Source organism: Streptomyces sp. SCSIO 30461 (assembly GCF_037023745.1).
Taxonomy (GTDB): Bacteria; Actinomycetota; Actinomycetes; order Streptomycetales; family Streptomycetaceae; genus Streptomyces.
The window spans coordinates 4,411,723-4,431,781 of record NZ_CP146101.1 but is presented as its reverse complement, the minus strand read 5'-3'; the positions used below and the strand labels follow the sequence as shown (position 1 = coordinate 4,431,781).

The following is a 20,059-nucleotide window of genomic DNA, read 5'->3' as shown; positions in this document are numbered from 1 at the left end:
GAGTGACGGGCCGTGGAGTGCGGGGCTGCCTCAGCCCCAGAGGGCGTAGGCCATCTCCTGCTGCGTGTGTGCCGGGCGGTCGCCGGTGTAGGTGAGCTGCATCCGGGTGAAGTGCTTCAATTCGGGGTGCTTCTCCCAGGTCTCGGGCCTGTCGAGTCTCACGGTCACCGGATAGGAGTGGAACCTGCCTGCCGCGCAGTAGGGCTGACAGTCGTTCACCATGTCGATCCCGCTGCCGACGGCGGAGTCCGGTCCCCAGGTGGCCCACTTCAGGTCGACGAGCCGGTTGTTGCCGTCCCCGCAGGCCAGCAGGAAGTCGCCGGGGCGGGTCTGCGGGTTGGAGAAGCAGTCGACGGCCACCAGGCGTGAGGTCGTGGGAGCAGCCGTGGAAGCCGTTGCCGGTACCACTGCTGTGAGTGTCGCGGCAGCACACAGCATGAGTGATGTCGCGAGCTTGTGATTCACCATTGCGGCTCCCTGGGCGGCGGACTCCAGCGGTTGTTCCCGAGTCGCGGTTGCTCCTGACTCGACGGTACGACCGCACTCCGGGATGCACCACCCAAACGGGTGATAAGTGCATGAAACGCCCGTAGTGGTTCGTTCGTGCGGCACCGGATGGCGGGCGGTGAATCAGCGGCCGTCCCTCTTTGATTATGCACGGTCACGATCCGTATCCAGCGGCCCGTCCGCGGCGTGTACCGGTGTGTCCGCGACCAGCGCGCCCGCGGCCGGGCCGCCGCTGAAGGTGAGCCGGTACGTGCCCGCGGCCGTGTCCGCGGCACCGTCCACGTAGGGCGCGTACTTCAGTGGACGGGTCGGCTTGCTGCCCCGCTCCTGGCGGGGCATGGTGCCGACGGCCGGAGCGGTGGGGCGGTAGTCGGCGTGGCGTTCGCGGTCCGGCGGGAAGTACGCGTCGGTCGGCGGAAGCCCTGTCGTCCGGGTCTCCGTGCGCGCGAAGTCGAAGGCGGACGTCAAGTCGCCGCAGACCGCCCGCCGCCAGGGAGAGATCTGCGGCTCGTGCACCCCGAAGCGGCGCTCCATGAACCGGATGACGGAGGTGTGGTCGAAGGTCTCGGATCAGGTGAACCCGCCAGTGCTCCAGGGCGAGACGACAAGCATCGGAACGCGGGGGCCGAGCCCGTAGGGCCCTGCCGAGAAGCCGGAGCCCCCGGGGAAGTGGTCGAGTGCCGTCGGAGCGGTCGAAAGGCCTTGGGCCGGGCCTGACGGAGCGTACGGCGGCACGACGTGGTCGAAGAAGCCGTCGTTCTCGTCGTAGGTGATGAACAGGGCGGTACGCGCCCACACATCCGGGTTCGACGTCAGTGCGTCGAGCACTTGGGTGATGTACCAGGCGCCGTAGTTGGACGGCCAGTTGGAGTGCTCGGAGAAGGCCTCTGGGGCGGTGATCCAGGAGACCTGGGGCAGGCGGCCCGCCTGGACGTCGGCGCGCAGGAGGTCGAAGTACCCGTCGCCGCTCCTGGCGTCGGTGCCGGTGCGTGCCTTGTCGAACAGCGGCTCGCCGGGACGGGCGTTGCGGTACGCGTTGAAGTACAGCAGGGAGTTGTCGCCGTAGTTGCCGCGGTAGGCGTCCTCGATCCAGCCCCAGGATCCCGCGGCGTCGAGGCCGTCGCCGATGTCCTGGTAGACCTTCCAGGAGATCCCGGCCGCTTCGAGGCGCTCCGGATACGTCTTCCAGCCGTAGCCGGCCTCCGCGTTGTTGAGCACCGGACCGCCGCCGGTGCCGTCGTTGCCGGTGTGCCCGGTCCACAGGTAGTAGCGGCTGGGGTCCGTGGAGCCGATGACGGAGCAGTGGTAGGCGTCGCAGATGGTGAAGGCATCCTCTGTGCCGACCCGGATGAGCCGGGATGAACCCGGGATGAGTGGAAGAGTGCGTGCGGAGGGGGCAGGCTGAGTGGCATGCGGTCGGTCTTCCGCTCATACGTGCGACCAGAGGCGGGTGGTCGCCACCGGGTCTTCTGGGCGCTCGCGCAGTGTCTGCCCTTCGCCATCGCGGTCCTGGTGGTGGTCATCGAGGTCACCCCCCTGCACGTCATGTACACGGGACCGCTGCTGACGGCGACACCGGCTCTGGCGGCGGTGACGATGGGTCCCAAGGGGACCATCGCGGCAGCGGGTTTCGCCCTGGTCATCAGCGTGATCACCGCCACCTACAACCAGGCCTGGGGCACCCAGCAGGTCTATACCAACCTTCTCGCTCTGCTGATGGTGTCCGCCGCGAGCGTCATCACCAGCAGGGCCGCGCGTACGCGCAGGAAGAGCGAGCTCAACCAGATCCGCCGGATCGCCACCGCCGCGCAGGAGGTGCTGGTGCGGCCGGTGCCGGCGATGATCGGTCCGCTGCGCGTGGGCAGCATGTACCTGGCTGCCGAGATGGGTGCCCAGATCGGCGGCGATCTCTACGAAGCCGTGCAGACCCGCTACGGGGTGCGGCTCATCGTCGGCGATGTCCGGGGCAAGGGCCTTCCCGCGGTACGTGCCGCCGCGGCCGTGCTGGGCGCGTTCAGGGAGGCCGTGCACTACCAGGAGGACCTGGTGGACGTCATGGGCCACTGCGCGGCGGCCCTGGAGCGGGAGCGCCACTCGCCCGGTGTGGATCCGGAAGCCCGGGTGGAGGGGTTCGTCACGGCGCTTGTGGTCCAGGTCCCGGAGGAAGCGGTCGTCGAGGTCGTCAACCGCGGCCATCCGCCTCCGCTGATGCTGCACCAGGGCAGGGCGGAGGCGCTGATGCCGACATGCCCGCTGCCGCCACTCGGCCTTGAGGAGCTCATGACCGAGCCATGGGAAGGCAGGGTGGACTCCTACGCATTCGTCCCCGGCGACCGTCTGCTGCTGCACACCGACGGCGTGATCGAGGCCCGCAACAGCGACGGCGACTTCTTCGTGCTGCCCGATGCCCTGGAGGCGGTGCGGGGCGGCAGCCCTGTCGAGGTCCTTGACGAGCTCCACCAGGCGCTGGTGTGGCACACCTCGGGCTGTCTCGCCGACGATGTCGCGATGGTGATCATCGAGAGGGGCGAACGGACCGAGGCGGACGAGGAGGCCGAGTCCGGCCGGAACGGGCACGCCCCCGCTTCGCCTGCCGCGCCGCCGTGACCTGACCGTCGACCGGGCTGTCTCCGGTCCGAGCGCACCCCTTCACCGGTAGGTGAATCCCTCCAGGGGAAAGGTGAAAGCCCAGTTCAGGCGGTATACGGCAAGGTCGGGTAGCGGCGCCGCCCGGGGCGCTCGCGCTCCGGCCGGACCCGGATGCGTGATCATGCCCGAACGTCTGCCGACGCGGGCCCCGAACGCTGCCAGGAGAGCTTTCCGGGAGCCTCCAGCCCCGGCTTCGCGGCCCGAACCGGTTGTCCGGACTCGTAGGCACGGACCGCGCCCAAGGCGGCATCCGTGTCGGCGTGCACGGACGTGGTCAGGCTGAGACCCGTGATGTCGAGGAGCTTGCGCACCAGTGGTGTCGGCGCCGCGAGATGCATGTCACCGCCCGCGGCCCGGGCCTCCCGGGTGGTCCTGATCAGGACGTTCAGCCCTGAGGAGTCCATGAAGTCCAGCGTGGAAAGCTCCAGCACGAGATGCCGGCGGCCGTGCAGGAACTGATTGGCGAGGTGGTGGTGGAGCAGGGTTGCCGTGTCGACGTCCAGCTCACCGCGGATCCGGACGATCGCTGTGACGGCGTCGTGGACATCGACTTCGACGTCCAGGTTCTGTTCTCGCTGGGACATGGTCTCCGCTTTCACATCGTTCGTTTCCGGGTCCCGCGCGCCGTTCAACGGGGCGGCCGCTGGTCGACGCCTGCCCGGGATCGGCTCCCCTACACCTGCCCGGAGTGCGCGTCCGCGGTCATATGAGGCCCACCAGGACCTGGATGGTCTTGCCGCCCGCCAGCGGTGTGACGGTGATGTCCCGGCACAGCCGCTGGATCAGGCGCCAGCCGTGGCCACCGGGCTGCGCGCCGAAGGCGTCGTCCGTGCGCGCAGCGGCCACCGGCCGGACCCGGCTGCGGTCGGTCACCTGGAGGCGCAGCCCCTCCCGGGTGACACGTGCGGCGAACCAGGTCACACCACCACCGTGCCGGATCGCGTTGGTCACCAGCTCGGAGGTCACCAGGAGTGCGTCGGCGAGCCGGGTCTCCTCGATGGGGCCGGCCGGCCCAGTGGTCCCGGTGGCCCGGCCCGTGCCGGAAGCTTCGCCGGACAGTCCTTCGGACAGCAGTCGGCGTACCGTGTCCCGCGCCTCGGCCGCGCTCTCGGGGCGGGACCAGTCGGCCGTACCCGCCCCGGGTGCGCTGATCTCGTCTGTGCTCATCTGCCCGTTCTCCCCGTTCGGCCTCACGGAGTGCCCTTGGAGCCCTTGTGCCCCATGCGGCGTCCGGCACACCGGTCTACTGCGTGCCGGGGCCGGCGCGCCCGCGAGGCTGCCCGGGCGCGTCCCGGTGGCCCGGCCTGCGGGCCACCGGAACACGGGACGCGGAAGCGGGCGCCTCGCGCGGGGCCGATGGGGGGTCATGTCCGCGTGCTCCGGCCGGCGCGGCGTACGGACGCACGTCGCCGTTCGCGGTTGCGGCGGGCCGCCACGGCCGCGGAGAGAGCCCGGTCCTGTGCCGTCACCGCGACCAGTTCCTCGAAGAGCGCCCGCCCGCCGACCAGCGCCTGACGCAGTGGCTCGGCGTCGACCTGACCCGAGGAAGCCTCCGCGCAGGCCCGGTGCAGCCGCTGCGCACCCTGGGCCCGCTCGGGGAACACCGCCGCCAGAGCGTGCATCCGGTCCTCCCGCGGACCGGCGGGGAAGCCGCGGGCGATGGCGAGTTGGTCCAGCAGCTCGCCGGCCCTGGTCACCGCCGCCGCCGGGGAGTCCACGAAGCGCTCCTGAAGCCCCGCCCACAGAGCCACGTACTGGTCGCGCTCGTCATCGGAGAGCGGTTTCATGCTCAACCGGCCGAACCTGCGTCGCGGGCGACTGCTGTCGGTCCACTTCACCGGCCGCGCCAGGACGAGGGCGACGGTGAGGACAACCGCCACCCCGAGAATGGCAAGCGCACTGACGGACATGGCTCACTCCTTTCGCCGATCGTCCCTCCCGTGGGGTCGCTGTCACACCGGGTTACCGGATCACGGTCCGGCAAACGCCTTTGGCCACCGCATGTGCAAACACGGGGGATTCCGCTCTCCAAGCCGGTTCCTGTGCCGCCGAGTCGGCTCCGGTCTCGGAGCCACGACCTGGGGCTTGTCAGCCGTTCAGGCGCTGGTGAGCCCTGGGACGGGGGTGCGGTCCGATGTGCACCGCACCCGCCGGGCCCACAACTGGCTGTTCGCCGGAATGCTGGGCGCTTTCGTGGTGATCGTGCTCGGACTCGTCGTACTGCTGCACAAATCCGTGGCCCGCCCGCTGACCTCGCTGCGACTGGCGTCCAAGCGGGTTGCCGACGGCGACTTCGACCAGAGCATCGAACCCTCAGGGCCCGCCGACATACAGCACCTCGCCGATGTGGTGGAGTCCATGCGGCGACGGGTGAGCACCGCTCTCGGCGAATCCCGGAGCCGCGCGGCCCTGCTGGCGGAGCGGACCGCCGAACTCGATGACCAGGCCGTCGAGCTGCGGCGCTCGAACGCGGAGCTGGAACAGTTCGCCTATGTGGCATCGCACGACCTCCAGGAACCACTCAGGAAGGTGGCATCGTTCTGTCAGCTGCTGGAGAAGCGGTACGGCGATCAGCTGGACGACCGGGCCAAGCAGTACATCGACTTCGCCGTCGACGGCGTCAAGCGCATGCAGATCCTGATCAACGACCTGCTGACGTACTCCCGAGTGGGCCGGGTCAACGACGCCAGGGACGAGGTCGAGCTGGACGACGCTCTGGACAAGGCGCTGGCCAACCTCGGGACGGCCGTCGAGGAGGCGGGCGCGGTCATCGAGCGTCCCGACAGCCTCGGAGCCACCATCGGCGATCCCACCCTGCTGGCCATGCTGTGGCAGAACGTCGTCGGCAACGCCGTGAAGTTCCGCGCTCCCGATCGCCCGCCCGTGGTCCGTATCAGTGTGGAACGGGACGACAGCGGTGACACCGGCGACGGTGGTGACGAGACGGCCGCCTGGCGCTACCGGGTGACCGACAACGGCATCGGGATCCCGGATGAGTTCACGGAGAAGGTCTTCGTGATCTTCCAGCGGCTCCACGGGCGGGACGCCTACTCCGGCACCGGTATAGGCCTCGCCCTGTGCAAGAAGATCGTGGAACACCACGGCGGACGCATCTGGATCGACGGCGCCCACACCGGTGGCACCGAGATCCACTTCACGCTGCCCGCCACCGGGCCCGCCGCCATGCCCATCCTCAGCAGCACCACGGGAGACCACGTATGAACACCGCTGCCCAGCCGATCGAGGTCCTCCTGGTCGAGGACGACCCGGGCGACGAGCTGATGACCAGGGAGGCCTTCGAGGACAACAAGATCGGCAACACCCTCCATGTGGTCCGGGACGGGCAGGAGGCGATCGACTTCCTCTACCGGAAGGGCGAGTACAGCGGCGCGCCGCGTCCCGACCTCATCCTGCTCGACCTCAACCTGCCGAAGTACGACGGCCGGCAGGTCCTGGAACGCGTCAAGGCCGACGCCGACCTCACCCATATCCCGATCGTCGTGCTGACCACGTCGTCGGCCGAGGAGGACATCCTGCGCAGCTACCAGCTGCACGCCAGCGCCTACGTGACCAAGCCGGTGGACCTGGAGCGGTTCATCTCGGCGATCAGGAAGATCGACGACTTCTTCGTCACGGTCGTGCGTCTGCCACGTCCCTGACCCCTGGCGGCGGTCCCTGCTCGTCGCTGCTGTCGGCCCATCGTCTCGCGGAATCCCGAGAGGCCTTCGAGCAGGGCGGCATGCACGGTGGTGTCCACGGCCGCGCTGGCGGTCAGCAGCACCTGCTCGCGTCGCACCCGTATCTCGGGCAGATACGCCTTCGCCCGGGGGCAGACACAGCGTGAGGTCCCGCCGGCTCATCCGACTGCGGGTGCGCACCACGAAGTCCACGGCTCCAAGGCGGTCGCGCAGACGGTTCACGGACGACGGCGCCGTCCCGATGAGCTCCCCCAGAGCGCGCAGATTGACGCCCTCCGCACGCTCGATGCCGTAGAGCACGCGTCGCCGGGACGCGGAGTTCGGCGTCGGTGCGGGGCCTCAGGGCCCCGCACCCAGGCCCCGTCCGGTTCAGGCGGCGGTTTCGAGGAGGCCCTTGCGCAGCCGCTTGATGATGCGGTTCAGCAGTCGGGAGACATGCATCTGGGAGATGCCCAGCTCTTCTCCGATCTGGGCCTGGGTGAGCTCGGTGACGAACCGCATGTGCAGAATGCTGCGGTCGCGCTCGTCCAACTGGGCGATCAGCGGCGCGAGCGAGTGGAAGTCTTCGATCAGCTCCAGGGCCCGCTCCTCCTCACCGATGAAATCGGCCAGCGCCGCTTCGCTGTCCTGGGCGGCTTCGCCGCTGAGCGCGGCGTCCAGCGAGGCGGAGTTGTAGGCGTTGGACGCCTTCCGTGCCTCGATGACCTCTTCCTCGGTCAGCGACATCAGCTCGGACAACTCACGCACGGTGGGGGTGCGCCCGAGGCGGCTGCGCAACTCCTCGGTGGCCTTGGCCAGTTCCACCCTTGCCTCCTGGAGCCGCCGAGGGACGTGCACGGCCCAGCTGGTGTCGCGGAAGAACCGTTTGATCTCGCCCACGATGCACGGCACGGCGAAGGTGGTGAACTCCACCTCGCGGGACACGTCGAACCGGTCGATGGCCTTGATCAGGCCGATGGTGCCGACCTGCACGATGTCCTCCATCTCGTCCGCGCCCCGGCTGCGGAAGCGGCCCGCGGCGTAGCGGACGAGCGACAGGTTCATCTCGATCAGAGTGTTGCGCACGTACTGGTACTCGTGCGTGCCCTCCTCCAGCACCGCCAGACGGGCGAAGAAGTGGCGGGACAGCTCCCGCGCGTCCTGAGGGGACACCTCCAACGGGGCCACGGGCAGGTCGAGCGAGCCGAGAGTGCCGGAGGTCCGGATGCCGGCCGCCACCGTCGTCGTCTTGTGTGCCGTGGTGATCGCCGCGCTCACGGTCGCCATCTCTTCACCTCTGTCTTTCGATCCGTCACCCGTGGGGGTCCGCTTACCCCGGATCACGCATCGCATTCCAGGAGATTGCTCCGGTCGGCCCGGAACCCTCCCTCTCCTGGTCCTTCTTGCGTCCGGGAGGCGGACCACCTCGTCGGTGATCGTCTCCGGGATGTCCGCGGCGGAGTCGGCGCTGCCATGTGCCTGCTCGTCCCCGCGGACCAGGAAGTTGCGGGTCGACCCGTCCGTCATGACAGCCAGATGGCGTGCCGGCACCGGCATCGGTGTTCGCGGCTCGAACCCCGTGCTCGCGCTGAGCCGGTGGATGAGGTCGGTGTACGTGGCCGAATGCATGGCGTGCTGACGCTGCGCCAGATGCTCGAACCCCGGTCGGCGCAGTGCTCACCGGGGTTCCGTTCCTTCCCGCCCGGGGCTCCGGTGCTCCCTCGCCGGGAGCACCGGAGCCCCGGGCGGGCGCCTTCAGGTGCTGTAGATCCCCACCTCATACAGGGAGTAGCCCCACTTGGTGCCGCGCTCCTGCCCCAGGACCCTTACGTAGCGGGCGGTCGTCCCGGCGAACTGCGCCGTGTCCAGGCCTCCGTCACCCGCGGTCGTGGACCAGACGGAGCGCCAGTCGTCGCCGTTGTCGGAGACCTCGATGCGGTAGGCCTTGCCGTACGCGCGTTCCCATTCGAGCGTGACTCGCTTGACCAGGCTCGGTGTGCCGAGGTCGATCCGGAGCCACTGACCGTCACTCCAGCCGCTCGCCCAGCGGGTCTGCGCCCGGCCGTCCACGGCCCGGTCGGGCGCGTAGCTGGTGAACAGGTTCCACTCGGTCGAGCTGGCCGACGCGGATGAGCCCGCCGCGAGGTTCACCCCTGCCCGGTGGTTCTCGGATGCCCCCCAGGTGCGCAGATACGACTCGGCGCCCTTGAAGAGGTCGTCCAGCACGTCCTGGCCGCCGACCTGCCGGATGTCCTCCAGCCAGTCCGGGACCAGGCCGTAGTGGGAGGCCCCGTCGGTGTTGATGTCCCAGGTACGGTCGCCGGTGGTCTGCTTGTCGATGACGGAGCCGCCGTCGACGCTGCGGAACGGGTAGCGCACGGGGTTGGAGGTGTCCGCGCCGCGTGGCCCGGGCCAGCCGCCCACGCCGTTCATGTCGGTGCCGTAGCCGTAGCCCACTCCGTACTTGTCGCGGAGGTCCTTGGTACGCCGGGCCTCCGCGACGAAGCCCTCGGAGCCGTTCATGTACTGGGTGATGAACCCGCCGAGGCGGTAGACCCGCTCGGTCCAGCCGGCGTCCATCCAGCCGTGCGAGGAGATCAAGCCGGCGTACGAGCCGGCCTCGGCGATGTCGAGCACCCGGCCCACCGCCTTGACGCTCATATGGTCGATCTCGATCATCATCTTGCGCTGCATCATGCCCCGTACGGCGTACTCGCCGAGTTCTGTGAGGCCGCGGGTGTTGCACTGCGCGTCCGCCGCGTACGACGGCACCTTCACACCGACCGGCAGCCGCTTCTCCGCCGCGGTCGCCGAGGCGAGACCGATGGGGTTGTCATGCTGCGGGCCTGTGCACTTCTCCGTCTTCCAGAACGTGCCGGTCGACAGGAACTGCCCCACGTTGATGGCGGTCCCGAGGGTGCCGGAGTCGAACCGCACTCCGCACAGGGCGTTGTCGAACTTGTGGCACAGGAACATGCTGCGGACGCCGAGGCTGTGCAGCTCGTCCAGACCTCGGTCCACGTCCTGCTTGCTGCACTGCGCGATGTCGAGGATCATCTTGCACCCGAACGGCTCGGAGGTCTCGACGCCCAGCACCACGGCCAGCTTGCCCTGCTCGATGACCTCGCGGGCCTGCGCGGAGTCGGTGACGATCCTGAACCAGCCCTTGCCCGGGCCGCCGTACATGGTGTCGATGAACGACTGCATCTCGTACGTCTTCCGCGCCTGGAGGCGGATGGACGTCATCTCGTCGCAGCTGCGGTCCTTGAAGAAGTAGACCGAGCAGATCACGCCGTTGGTGACGAGATCGTTGACCAGCACCCGCTGGCCACCGCGCCAGGCGCGTTCGACCCAGGCGTAGTAGTTCTGCTGGTGGGTCAGCGAGTCATGGGCGGGCCAGTCCTTGAACGTCGGCCAGCCGTCGGGGTCGTGCTTGCCGTCGCCGCCCTTGGTGATGAAGTCGAATATCGCGAGCGAGCCGTCTGGGTAGTGCTCGGGACAGTCCTTGAGAGCGTCGGCGATGCCCTGCTCGGAGAAGGTCTTGCCGCAGATCAGTCGACCGCCGAAGGCCTCGTTGGACATCAGGTGGTCATGCGCGTCCACGAAGCCGCGTACCCGACCCTGGGCGTCCGTGCCCTTGAAGGGTTCGCCGGTGACGTTGATCTGGGAGTCGGGTGCGGGCCGCGCGGCCGGATCCCACCATCCCGACTGCGCGGAGGAGGCCGGGGCCGTGCCGAAGACCATGGCCATCACGGTGAGAAGTAACGAGAGGATCGCCAGTGGGCTGCGCCGGCGCTGTGGGGGTCGCGTCATGGTCATCACCCATGCCTTTTGGTGTCAGCACATGTCGACACGGTCCATGACCGGTCCCCCACCCCGGGCTCAGAGGCGTGGGTTGTCATGAACCATGCAAGCGGTGCCCCGAGAATCGCGACTACTCCCGGAGGAGTCAATAGTCCGGGACGCGTGACCTGATGGGCGCGACCTTGCGCCCGAGCACGTGGTGGCGGTGGGTTGGCGTGCGGTGACGCCCGGTGGAGGGATGCGTGTCGACGCCAATCCATTCGTACACATATCGAAAGAAATCAGCACAATGGATGGGCGACGGGAGTGCCCGGCGCGGTCGTGTCGTCATCGCGTCCCGCCGGGAAACCAGGGAAGGGAGTCGACTGGTGCCATCGGTTCGGCCGGGGGAAGGGAAGGCTCCCGGTGCGCTCAGGTCCGAGCCGGGGACGCTGCTGGAGCATGTCTCCGTGGCCGTCTTCGGTATCGGTGACGACGACGAGATCTGCTTCTGGGGGCCCGGCGCCCAGGATCTGTTCGGATACGACGCCGCGACGGCGCTGACCCGGCCCGCCGCGATCCTCTTCGCTGCCGATTCGGTCGACCCGGCCGATCCGGTCGACCCCGCACGCCTTCCCGATCCCGCCGGACCTCCCGCCCTGGCCGACACCGATGCGGCCGTCGGCGACGGCGACGGCAGTGGCGACGGCAGTGGCGACGGCGGTGGCGAGGCGGCCCGGCGTACGGCCGCCCTGCTGGCCGAGCGCGGTCGTACCGGCTACTGGCGGGGACGACTGCCCGTGCGCCACCGGGACGGAACCGTCTTCAGCTGCGGCTTCCGGGTCTTCCCCATCGCCGGCTCATCGGGCCGATCCGTCGTGCTCGGCCTGTCGAGCTCCAGCGCGGAGCTGGACCGGGTGAAGGACAACCTCGCCTTCCTCGACGCCCTCTTCGAGACCTGCCCCGTCGGCCTGGTCATGCTGGACGAGCAGTTGCGCTACATCCATCTCAACCAGGCACTCGCCGCAATGGACGGCCTCTCGATCGAGGAGCACATCGGGCGCCGGATGGACGAGGTCATGATGACCTCGGATGACGGTGAGTACGAACGGATGCTCCGCGCCGTCGCCGCGGAGCGGCTTCCGGTACTGGGTGCGCTGGTGGCACTGCGTACCCTCGGATTCCCGGACCGCAGCCAGATCAGGTCCGTGAGCTTCTTCCCGCTCAGCGGAGCCGTCGGCACCCGCTCGGGTCTCGGCGGGCTGATGATGGACGTGACCGACCGGGAGCGGGCGATCAGGGAGGCCAGCGCCAGCCGCAGGCGGCTCGGGCTGCTCGATCGCGCCGCGGCCCGGATCGGCACCACGCTGGACCTGGACGTCACCGCCCAGGAACTGGTGGATGTGGCCGTCCCCGAATTCGCCGACGCCTCAGTCGTGGAGATCGTGGAATGGATGGACGAGAGCCTGCCGTTCCTCCCCGAATGGCCGCTCACCACCTGCCGACTCGCCTCCAGGACCGTGCTGCCACCGCCGGCCACCGAGGCGGTGGGCGGGTTGGACCGCGTCACCTACCCGCCCGGCTCGGCCATCCACGCGATGATGTCCACCGGCCGCCCGCTCTGCGTTCCCGTCAACGACGAGTTCATGGCCCGGACCGTGGTGCACGAGGAACGTGCCCGGCTGCTGCGCCAGAGCGGTCTGGAACACATCCTCATCGCCCCGCTGGTCGCCCGTGGCGCGGTGCAGGGCCTCGCCATGTTCGGACGCTCCGCGGCCCGGCCGGCCTTCACCGACGACGACCTCAGCCTTGCCACCGAGCTTGCGTCCCGGGCCGCGATCTGCCTGGACAACGCGCGCCTCTACGGTCAGGTTCAGGAGATCGCACTCACTCTCCAGCGGGCGCTGCTCCCCAGTGCGCTGGCGGTCAGCCCGCATGTCGAAGTCGCGCATCGCTATGTGCCGGGCAGCCGCATCACCGAGGTCGGCGGAGATTGGTACGACGTGATCGGTCTGCCGGAAGGGCGGGTCGCCCTGGTCGTCGGCGACGTCATGGGCCACGGGGTGCCGGCTGCCGCCGCCATGGGGCGGCTGCACATCAGTGCCAGGGCACTGGCCAGACACAAGCAGGAGCCGGACCAACTGCTCGCCGAGCTCGACATCTGCGCCCAGGACGCGGGTATCGAGCTGGCGACCTGCCTCTACATCGTGTACGACCCGGCGACCGGCCGTGCCCGGATCGCCAACGCGGGCCACCCTCCACCCCTCGTCCTGCGTCCGGACGGCACGGTCGACGCCGTCGGCGAGGTCCTGGGTGTGCCCCTCGGCGTCGGCGGCCACCCCTTCACGACGACCGAGATCGAGCTTCCGGACCGTGCTGTCATCGCCCTGTACACGGACGGCCTCGTCGAGGCCCGCGGCCGGGACATCGAGGAGGGGCTGGCCATGGTCAGCAACGAACTGCGCGGGGCATCAGGCCTGTTGGAGGACACCGTCGAACGGATCATCGCCCGTCTGCTGCCGAACCCGCCGCGCGATGACACGGTGCTGGTGCTCGCCCGGGTCCGCAGGGCCTGAAGGGTTCACCGACCGGCAGTTCGACCGGTCGGCAGGCCGGCAGTTCGACCGGTCGGCAGGCCGGCCGGGCGGCCGGGCGGTCAGTCGCGTCCGAGCCAGAGGTCGGGGCCGAAAACCTCGTAGTGGATCGACTGGGCCGGTACACCGCGTCGCAGCAGATCGCCGCGGAACGCGCGCATGAAGGGGAGCGGCCCGCACATGAAGACGGTCACCCCGTCCGGCAGGTCGAGGGCCCAGGCGTCGGCGCGGCCGAGTCGAGCCCCCTCCGGCAGATCGCCGGAGGAGTCCCCGGCGGTTTCGTAGCAGAGGCGCAGCGTCGCTCCGGGAAGGCGGTCCACCAGGGCCCGCAGTTCCTCGCGGTGGGCGTGGTCCTCCGGGCTGCGGTCGGCGTGGACGACCGTCACCGGACGTGCGGACCTGGTGCCGGCGAGTCGGCCGAGCATGGACAGCATCGGTGTGCAGCCGATCCCGGCGGAAGCCAGGAGCAGCGGGCCGTCACCCGGGGGCAGGACCAAGTCGCCGAAGGGGTCGGAGACGGTCAGCGAGTCGCCGGGACGTGCGTGTGCGTGCAACCAGGACGACACCTCGCCGTCCGGCGTGCTGCCGTCGACGACACGCTTGACGGTGATCCGCCAGTGCGGACTGTCAGGCGCGGAGGACAGGCTGTACTGACGGATCTGTCGTGCTCCGTCGGGGAGTTCGACCTGAACGCTGATGTACTGGCCAGGCCGGAAAGGAGCGGTGGTGCGGTCGTCGGCGGCGCGCAGCGTCAAGGAGATGGTGTTCCGGGACTCCGTGCGGCGTTCGGTGACCACCATCTGCCGCCAGACCTCGCCTTCGGTCACCCGCGCCTCGCGATAGAGGCGTGCCTCGACGGCGATGAGGGCGTTGGCCATCAGCCAGTACACCTCGTCCCACGCCTCGGCCACCTCCGTCGTGACGGTGTCCTCGCCGAGCACCTCGACTATCGCCGCGAAGAGATGGCGGTGGACGAGCTTGTACTGCTCCGAGGTGATACCCAGTGAGGCGTGCTTGTGGGCGATCCTCAGGAGCAGGGCGTCCGGCCGGGCACCGGGCTGCTCGAGCAGCATGCCGGCGAACCCTGCGATGGAGCCCGCGAGTGCCTGCTGCTGCGCCCCGTTCGCCTGGTTGCCCCGGTTGAAGAGGTCGCGCAGCAAGTCGGGGTGCTCCTCGAACAGCCGTCGGTAGAAGACCTCGGTCACCTCGGCGATGGCGGCGCCGACGACGGGCAGGGTGGCGCGGATGAGCGGGGTGGAACGTGCTGACAGCATCGGGGCTCCTAATTGGTAGATGATCTTCGCATTCAATGGCGGGCGGCGGCGTGGCCGGCGGCCGGGGGGTCGGGATCAGGCCTTCGGGCGCCCCGCCAGTCCGGCCAGCACCGGCCCGGTGGGTGGCGCTACGAGGTCGTTGACGGTGAGAGGGTCGAGCGTGCTGTAGAAGGCTTCCTGGGCCTCGCGCAGGGCGTGTCGGAGGCGGCAGGCGCCGCGCAGCGGGCAGGGCGGATCGCCCTCGCAGGCGACGACCTCCTCCTCGCCCTCCAGGGTGCGGACCAGGCGGCCGACCGAGGTCTGGCGTCCCGCCTCGGTGAGTGCGAGCCCGCCGCCGCGTCCGCGCCGCGCCTCCACCACGCCGAGGTGCTGGAGTCGTGCGATGGCCTTCGCCATGTGGGTGTAGGGCACGTCCACGGCGTCCGCCACCTCGCGAGTGGTGAGTGGCCCGCCGGTGTCCCCGACCGCGAGGCGCATCACGGCGCGGAGTGCCAGGTCGGTGAACTTCGTGAGCCGCATGGCAGGACGCTACCAAATAAGCATCTCGTATTCCTATTTAACGCGGCTGGAGTGGTGTGAGCCCGGTCTCATTCCCGGCGCGGGTCGCGGTGCGGACGGGTCCGCCGTACACAGGAATCAGGAGGTGCGCGCCATGAGTGAACAGAGTCGCGGGGTGGCCCCCCGGCAGCTGGGGGAAGCTCAGCTGCTCAGGGAGCTCGAAGCGGTCCACCGGACACGTCATGAGACCTTGCTGCACGGATCCGACGACGCCCTGGCCACCCATACGCTCCGGATGAAGGAGCTGGAGGGGGAGTACCTGCGGCGGCACCCTGATCGCGCCCCGGTGGCCGGTCGTACGCGGGCGGGCGCGCGCGCCCGTGAGGACTGGAGATGAGCCGGGGAGGCCGGGTGCTGCGGTTCGTGTCGCATGACCGGACCGTGAGGCCGTCGCGTCGCCGGTCGTGCGTTCGGGCTGTGGGATCCCGATGGGGCGCGGCTGCGGGATCCTGAGGGATTACACGGGAACGGAGCCCTGGACTTCGTTCGGAGCGCGTGGTGACATGCATGCGTCAAGTCGCTCTTTTTCTCGCTCGTCGCGCTGCCTCAGGGCAGACGCCTTCGCGGCGCATTGCGTTTCCGCCCGTTCCGCCGAGAGTTCCCCACGCCGTGCGGGCCGCACGGTATCCCCATGCCTCGCACCACCGACTCCATCAGGAGGGTGAACGATGAGACTCGCCCCCACACTCAAGCGCTTACCGATGGCATTGGCCGCAGGCGCGGCGCTCGTCGGCATCGCCGTGGCGCCCGCATCCGCCGCCACCACGCCGCTGAGCTTCGCCTGCCAGGCGACCCCGCCCGTCGGCGGGGCGCAGACCTTCGAGGTCGCCAGCGGCGTCGACGCCACCGCACCCGCATCGGTCGCCGCCGGAAGCACCTTCCGGGTGTCACTGGCGCCCACCACCATGACGGTCCCCGGCTCGGTCAGCGGGTACAAGGTCAAGAACATCGGCAGCATCAAGCTCAGCATGCCGGTGCCGGCTAACTCCACGCTGGTGGGCCAGTCCCTGTCGGGTGGCTCCGGTATCGGCTCGGGCACTCCGAGCGTCGCCGTCAGCGGCAGCACCGTCACCATGACCGTGCCGGGACCGATCAACGGCGGTGCCACTTTCACGCTTCCGACGGTCAACCTGGACTTGAAGGCGGGCGCGGCGGGCACCAGCATCCAGGCGCGGCTCGCCGGCAGCAGCTATGCGAGCCCGGGGCTCACCTTCACCGCCAAGGTGCCGATCCTCTTCGTCACCGTCAATGTGCCGACAGCCTGCTACCCGTCACCCAACCCCGTGCTGAGCACCACGGCCGTCAGCTGACCGATTCGGTCCGCCCGCTCACCGCACGATGCCGGTGGGGTGCCGTCCACGGCGCCCCACCGGTCACATCGCGTTGCCGATGCTGCGGCCTCAGTGTCGACCCCGCTTGCGCAGACGGTCGGCCGCTTTCTCTGCCATCTCCTGGGCCTTGCCCAGCAACTGCTCGCTGCGCCCCTCCCGCTGCATGGAGCGGTGGTGCATGGTCTTGCCGAGAGTCTCCTTGAACTTGCCCTTGATCTGCTTCGTCTTCCCCTTGTGCATGGGATCGCCGTCCTCTCGGGCTCTCCGCGGGTCGGTCCAGCGGGACCCAGCCCCGTTCACCGTGCGTCAGATTCACCGTGCGTCAGAGTGATGGGCACCGCAACCCGCGGGCCCACGTGCCCTCCGGGTACCCGCAGGCACCCCGGGAAAACCGGTGTGCGCCGCTCATGGGGACCGAGGCGGCCGACCTCGCCAACAGGCGGAAGCCGCCGCCCGGACCGCGCCGCGCGCAGGTGTTCCCCCGTTCTCCGCGCGGAAGCGAATAGCGTGGTTTGGTTGTATAGGATCATGCGGCGAAATGGGGTTGGCGAGTCGTGTCGACGTCAAGTCATGCGGTGTCCGGCGCTCCGTGTTGGGTCAGTCTCATGGCGCGTGACCTGCATGCCGCGCAGCACTTCTACGGCGCCGTACTCGGCTGGGAGTTCCGGACCACCAGCCTGGGGGACGAGTTCTCCGTGGCGTTCCTCGACGGAGCCCCGATCGCCGGGATCGGCGCTCTCGCCCGCAGTCTCGCGGTGGCCGTGGAGTGGATCCCCTACTTCGCCGTCGACGACGCGGATGTGACCGCGGCCCGTATCAGCGAGCGCAGTGCCACGGTCGCCGTCGGCCCGATCAGTTTCGGCACCGGCCGGGCCGCCCTCGCCGCCGACCGCGACGGCGCCGTGTTCGGCTTCTGGCAGGGCAAGGTCATCCCGGACTGGACCGTGGGCCGCAGCCGCGCCCCTGCCTGGCTGGAGCTGCGTACCAGGGACGCCTTCGAGGCCGCGATCTTCTACGCCGAGGTCTTCGACTGGGGGAGCGAACGTCCCGGCGGCGTCCAGGTGTCCTACGAGGACGAGCACGTCGTGCTCCGCCACGGGCCGGACAAGGTCGCGCGGCTCACCGGCGGCGCGGTCGAGGCGGCGCCCGATCCCCGGGTCAGGCCGCGCTGGCATGTGTACTTCTATGTGCCCGACATCGACGCCGCAATCGACGCGGCCACCCGGCTCGGGGGCGGCGCCGTCACCGAGCCCGAAATCGAGGACGAGGACGACGTCCCGCCCCCGCCCGGCCCAGGGCACGGCCCGGATGACGTTCCTGCCGCCGCCCGGCGTGTCATGCTCCGCGATCCGGACGGCGGGCTCTTCACGGTCACCACGCGCGGCCCGGCGTAGTCACCGTCCGTGGTGGTCCCCCCTGGCCCGCTTCGCTTGCCCATGAGAGCGCCTTGGATAGGGTGATCTAGGGAGATCCTGACATACCGGCGGATGGAGTGACCGCCTCCGGGTGCCGTGGGGTGCGCACGCCAGTGCCCCCGGCCGGAAGACCGCGGGGACCACGAGCCCGGCAAGGGCCCGCAGTCCCCGGAGTGAGGTCGTTGCGTGGACACAGACGAGCGTCGCGCGAGGAACGTGCCGGACCAGCCCGTCACGGCGGTCGGCTACGCGGGCGTGCTCCGCGATCTCCTGCCGGTCGCCCTCTGGAAGACCGACACCAAGGGCGTACTCCTCGAATGGTCGCTCGCCGCCCGGGACCTGCTCGGCTACACCGCGGAGCAGCTGCTGGGCCGCAACGGCATCCCCATCCTGGTGCCCGAGACCAACTGGCGGCTCGCCGAACAGCTGAACGAAAAGGTCATCGCGGGAGAGACCATCGTCGGCGCCCTCCCCGTACGCCACCGTGACGGGCACATCGTGCCCATGGAGATGTGGATCTGCCCTTCTCCCGCCCCGGGTGGCGACACGGGCATCCTGGTGGTGGCCGTGGAGACATCGGCCGTCCTGAGGATGCGGGACGCTTTGGCGGCCATGGAGGGCCTCTTCACCCAGTCGCCCATCGGCCTGGCCATGCTCGATCCCGACCTGCGCTACCTACGGGTCAATGACGCGCTCGCCCGGATGAATGGCGTGTCCGCCGCCGAGCACCTGGGCAAGCGCCCGTCCGATGTGGCGCCGGGCTCTGTGACCCGGGCCCTCGAGCGGGTGATGCGGCAGGCGTTCGCCGACGGTGTGTCGGTGGTCGATGTGCGCGGCACGGGCCGCACCCGGGCCGACCCCGGGCACGACCGCACCTGGTCCTGCTCCTGTGCGCCGCTGCTCGACACCGGTGGCCAGAGCCTCGGACTGATCGCCTCACTGATCGACATCACCGAGGGACAGCGGGCCCAGGCCGAGGCCGAGCGGGCACGCCGGCGGTTCTCGCTGCTGGCCGAGGCGGGGACCCGTGTCGGTACCACACTGGACCTTCGGCAGACCGCCGACGAAGTGGTGCGGCTGCTGGTGCCGCAGCTGTCCGACTCCGCGGACGTGCAGCTGTTCGAAGAGGTCATCGATCCCGACGAGGCCGCCTCCTCCAGCCACGGCGTGATGCGCAGGGTCGCCGTGGCCTTCCCCGATTCGGAGTCCCCCACGGCGAAGCTGGTCGTGGGGATGACCTTCCAGGTCCCCGCCGGCTCGGTGTACGAGCAGGTGATGGCCGAGGGACGCCCGATGAACCTCTACCAGTCCGACCTCTCAGCCCTGATGCCCGGCCCGCAGGGCGAGCGACTGCGCACCTACTTCGCCGACCGGATGTCCTGCGCACGACTGGTCCCGCTGGTCGCGCGCGGCAGGGTACTGGGGGCGGTCGTGCTGACCCGTACCCGCGATCGCGAGCCGTTCGACGACCAGGACTGCGTGCTCATCGACGAACTCGTCGCCCGGGCGGCGCTGAGCATCGACAACGCCCGCATGTACACCGCGCAGCGGGCTGCCTCGCTCGCCCTGCGGCGCAGCCTGGCCCACAGCTCACTGCCCCGGGTCGCCGGTCTGGAGCTCACCGGACGCTACCTGCCCGCGAGCGACCAAGCCGTGGGCGGTGACTGGTTCGATGCCATCGCCCTACCCGACGGCAGCACCGGCTTGGTGATCGGTGATGTCATGGGCCACGGTGTCCACTCGGCGGCGGTGATGGGCCAACTGCGCACGGCGGTACGCACACTGGCCCGCCACGGTTTCAACCCGGACCGCATTCTCAGCTCGCTCGACGCCGCCGTGGCCGAACTCGGCGAACACGAGATGGCCACCTGTGTCTACGCCGTCCACGATCCGTTGACCGGCAGTTGCGAGATCGCCAGGGCCGGCCATCCACCGCCCGCGATCGTCGATCCGCTGGGAGCGGTCACCTTCCTCGACGGCCCACCGGGCGTACCCCTGGGCACCTGCGCCCCGGGTTTCCAGACCGAGCGCGTCACCCTTCTGCCCGGGAGCCTGCTGGTCCTCTACACCGACGGCCTGATCGAGACCCGGGATCGGGACGTCGACCAGGGCATGCGCGAACTCGGCGGTGCGCTGCGGCAGCTCGACCACCCGCTGGACGAGATCTGCGATCACATCCTCGACCAGTTGCTGACCTCCGAGGTCCAGGACGACGTGGCGGTGCTCCTCGCGCGGGTCCTGCCGCGCACGGCTCGGTGAGGAGCCCTCTCC

The 20,059-nt window shown here is 69.7% G+C and carries 16 protein-coding genes and 2 pseudogenes; 8 read left to right on the top strand and 10 right to left on the bottom strand.

Translation table 11 applies throughout. The features are described 5' to 3' along the window. Positions 1–30: 30 nt before the first annotated feature. Both V1460_RS19690 and V1460_RS19685 read right to left on the bottom strand, forming a co-directional pair. Positions 31–468 carry a hypothetical protein gene (locus tag V1460_RS19690; RefSeq protein ID WP_338674959.1) on the bottom strand — a complete coding sequence of 146 codons (438 nt, stop codon included), beginning with the start codon at positions 466–468 and terminating at the stop codon, positions 31–33. Between the two features lie 210 nt (positions 469–678). Beyond that, a pseudogene (locus V1460_RS19685) lies at positions 679–1,908 on the bottom strand (alkaline phosphatase family protein); the annotation flags it as partial. Between the two features lie 9 nt (positions 1,909–1,917). Here V1460_RS19685 and V1460_RS19680 point away from each other — a divergent pair. After that, the gene (locus V1460_RS19680; RefSeq protein ID WP_338674958.1) at positions 1,918–3,114 is read left to right on the top strand and encodes a PP2C family protein-serine/threonine phosphatase; all 1,197 of its coding nucleotides are present in this window, start codon (positions 1,918–1,920) and stop codon (positions 3,112–3,114) included. A 161-nt stretch (positions 3,115–3,275) separates the two neighbouring features. On the opposite strand, the gene V1460_RS19675 is transcribed toward V1460_RS19680, so the two are convergent. The 3 genes from V1460_RS19675 to V1460_RS19665 all read right to left on the bottom strand — a co-directional run bounded on the left by V1460_RS19675 (position 3,276) and on the right by V1460_RS19665 (position 5,066). Then, on the bottom strand, positions 3,276–3,740 hold the full coding sequence (locus V1460_RS19675) for an STAS domain-containing protein (protein WP_338674957.1): 465 nt from the start codon (positions 3,738–3,740) through the stop codon (positions 3,276–3,278). Positions 3,741–3,858: 118 nt separating this feature from the next. Beyond that, entirely contained in the window at positions 3,859–4,323 is a 465-nt protein-coding gene (locus V1460_RS19670) for an ATP-binding protein (RefSeq protein ID WP_338674956.1), read from the bottom strand. 197 nt (positions 4,324–4,520) lie between these two features. Next, positions 4,521–5,066, bottom strand: a complete 546-nt coding sequence (locus tag V1460_RS19665) for a hypothetical protein (protein WP_338674955.1) — start codon at positions 5,064–5,066, stop codon at positions 4,521–4,523. A gap of 217 nt (positions 5,067–5,283) precedes the next feature. On the opposite strand from V1460_RS19665, the pseudogene V1460_RS19660 reads away from it, so the two are divergent. Both V1460_RS19660 and V1460_RS19655 read left to right on the top strand, forming a co-directional pair. Beyond that, positions 5,284–6,378, top strand: a pseudogene (locus V1460_RS19660) (ATP-binding protein); the annotation flags it as partial. Further along, entirely contained in the window at positions 6,375–6,815 is a 441-nt protein-coding gene (locus V1460_RS19655) for a response regulator (protein WP_338674954.1), read from the top strand. The pseudogene V1460_RS19660 and the gene V1460_RS19655, both read left to right, overlap by 4 nt. A 408-nt stretch (positions 6,816–7,223) precedes the next feature. On the opposite strand, the gene V1460_RS19650 is transcribed toward V1460_RS19655, so the two are convergent. Continuing rightward, positions 7,224–8,120 (bottom strand): RNA polymerase sigma factor SigF, encoded by an 897-nt coding sequence (locus V1460_RS19650; protein WP_338674953.1) that lies wholly within the window; start codon positions 8,118–8,120, stop codon positions 7,224–7,226. 468 nt (positions 8,121–8,588) lie between these two features. Further along, positions 8,589–10,646, bottom strand: a complete 2,058-nt coding sequence (locus V1460_RS19645; protein ID WP_338674952.1) for a discoidin domain-containing protein — start codon at positions 10,644–10,646, stop codon at positions 8,589–8,591. Positions 10,647–11,005: 359 nt separating this feature from the next. Between V1460_RS19645 and V1460_RS19640 the strand changes: the two genes are divergently transcribed. Continuing rightward, on the top strand, positions 11,006–13,192 hold the full coding sequence (locus V1460_RS19640) for a SpoIIE family protein phosphatase (protein WP_338674951.1): 2,187 nt from the start codon (positions 11,006–11,008) through the stop codon (positions 13,190–13,192). An 80-nt stretch (positions 13,193–13,272) separates the two neighbouring features. Here V1460_RS19640 and V1460_RS19635 read toward each other — a convergent pair whose 3' ends face one another. After that, entirely contained in the window at positions 13,273–14,484 is a 1,212-nt protein-coding gene (locus tag V1460_RS19635) for a globin domain-containing protein (RefSeq protein WP_338674950.1), read from the bottom strand. A 75-nt stretch (positions 14,485–14,559) separates the two neighbouring features. Beyond that, positions 14,560–15,003, bottom strand: a complete 444-nt coding sequence (locus tag V1460_RS19630; protein ID WP_338674949.1) for an Rrf2 family transcriptional regulator — start codon at positions 15,001–15,003, stop codon at positions 14,560–14,562. Positions 15,004–15,136: 133 nt separating this feature from the next. Here V1460_RS19630 and V1460_RS19625 point away from each other — a divergent pair, with 133 nt between their 5' ends. Further along, complete coding sequence (locus tag V1460_RS19625; RefSeq protein ID WP_338674948.1) at positions 15,137–15,379, top strand: DUF6158 family protein; 243 nt, start codon at positions 15,137–15,139, stop codon at positions 15,377–15,379. A gap of 331 nt (positions 15,380–15,710) precedes the next feature. Further along, entirely contained in the window at positions 15,711–16,352 is a 642-nt protein-coding gene (locus tag V1460_RS19620) for a cyclase (RefSeq protein WP_338674947.1), read from the top strand. A gap of 90 nt (positions 16,353–16,442) precedes the next feature. On the opposite strand, the gene V1460_RS19615 is transcribed toward V1460_RS19620, so the two are convergent. Further along, positions 16,443–16,613 carry a CsbD family protein gene (locus V1460_RS19615; RefSeq protein ID WP_338674946.1) on the bottom strand — a complete coding sequence of 57 codons (171 nt, stop codon included), beginning with the start codon at positions 16,611–16,613 and terminating at the stop codon, positions 16,443–16,445. Between the two features lie 365 nt (positions 16,614–16,978). Between V1460_RS19615 and V1460_RS19610 the strand changes: the two genes are divergently transcribed. Further along, on the top strand, positions 16,979–17,767 hold the full coding sequence (locus tag V1460_RS19610; RefSeq protein ID WP_338674945.1) for a VOC family protein: 789 nt from the start codon (positions 16,979–16,981) through the stop codon (positions 17,765–17,767). 207 nt (positions 17,768–17,974) lie between these two features. Beyond that, the gene (locus V1460_RS19605) at positions 17,975–20,047 is read left to right on the top strand and encodes a SpoIIE family protein phosphatase (RefSeq protein ID WP_338674944.1); all 2,073 of its coding nucleotides are present in this window, start codon (positions 17,975–17,977) and stop codon (positions 20,045–20,047) included. The last annotated feature ends 12 nt before the right edge of the window (positions 20,048–20,059 follow it).

Bases quoted from the DNA above. Each gene is read 5' to 3' on its own strand.
- V1460_RS19680 (WP_338674958.1), top strand. From the start codon at position 1,918: ATGCGGTCGGTCTTCCGCTCATACGTGCGACCAGAGGCGGGTGGTCGC.
- V1460_RS19615 (WP_338674946.1), bottom strand. From the start codon at position 16,613: ATGCACAAGGGGAAGACGAAGCAGATCAAGGGCAAGTTCAAGGAGACT.
- V1460_RS19670 (WP_338674956.1), bottom strand. From the start codon at position 4,323: ATGAGCACAGACGAGATCAGCGCACCCGGGGCGGGTACGGCCGACTGG.
- V1460_RS19625 (WP_338674948.1), top strand. From the start codon at position 15,137: ATGAGTGAACAGAGTCGCGGGGTGGCCCCCCGGCAGCTGGGGGAAGCT.
- V1460_RS19635 (WP_338674950.1), bottom strand. From the start codon at position 14,484: ATGCTGTCAGCACGTTCCACCCCGCTCATCCGCGCCACCCTGCCCGTC.
- V1460_RS19610 (WP_338674945.1), top strand. From the start codon at position 16,979: ATGGCGCGTGACCTGCATGCCGCGCAGCACTTCTACGGCGCCGTACTC.
- V1460_RS19630 (WP_338674949.1), bottom strand. From the start codon at position 15,003: ATGCGGCTCACGAAGTTCACCGACCTGGCACTCCGCGCCGTGATGCGC.
- V1460_RS19690 (WP_338674959.1), bottom strand. From the start codon at position 468: ATGGTGAATCACAAGCTCGCGACATCACTCATGCTGTGTGCTGCCGCG.
- V1460_RS19620 (WP_338674947.1), top strand. From the start codon at position 15,711: ATGAGACTCGCCCCCACACTCAAGCGCTTACCGATGGCATTGGCCGCA.
- V1460_RS19655 (WP_338674954.1), top strand. From the start codon at position 6,375: ATGAACACCGCTGCCCAGCCGATCGAGGTCCTCCTGGTCGAGGACGAC.
- V1460_RS19650 (WP_338674953.1), bottom strand. From the start codon at position 8,120: ATGGCGACCGTGAGCGCGGCGATCACCACGGCACACAAGACGACGACG.
- V1460_RS19665 (WP_338674955.1), bottom strand. From the start codon at position 5,066: ATGTCCGTCAGTGCGCTTGCCATTCTCGGGGTGGCGGTTGTCCTCACC.
- V1460_RS19645 (WP_338674952.1), bottom strand. From the start codon at position 10,646: ATGACGCGACCCCCACAGCGCCGGCGCAGCCCACTGGCGATCCTCTCG.
- V1460_RS19675 (WP_338674957.1), bottom strand. From the start codon at position 3,740: ATGTCCCAGCGAGAACAGAACCTGGACGTCGAAGTCGATGTCCACGAC.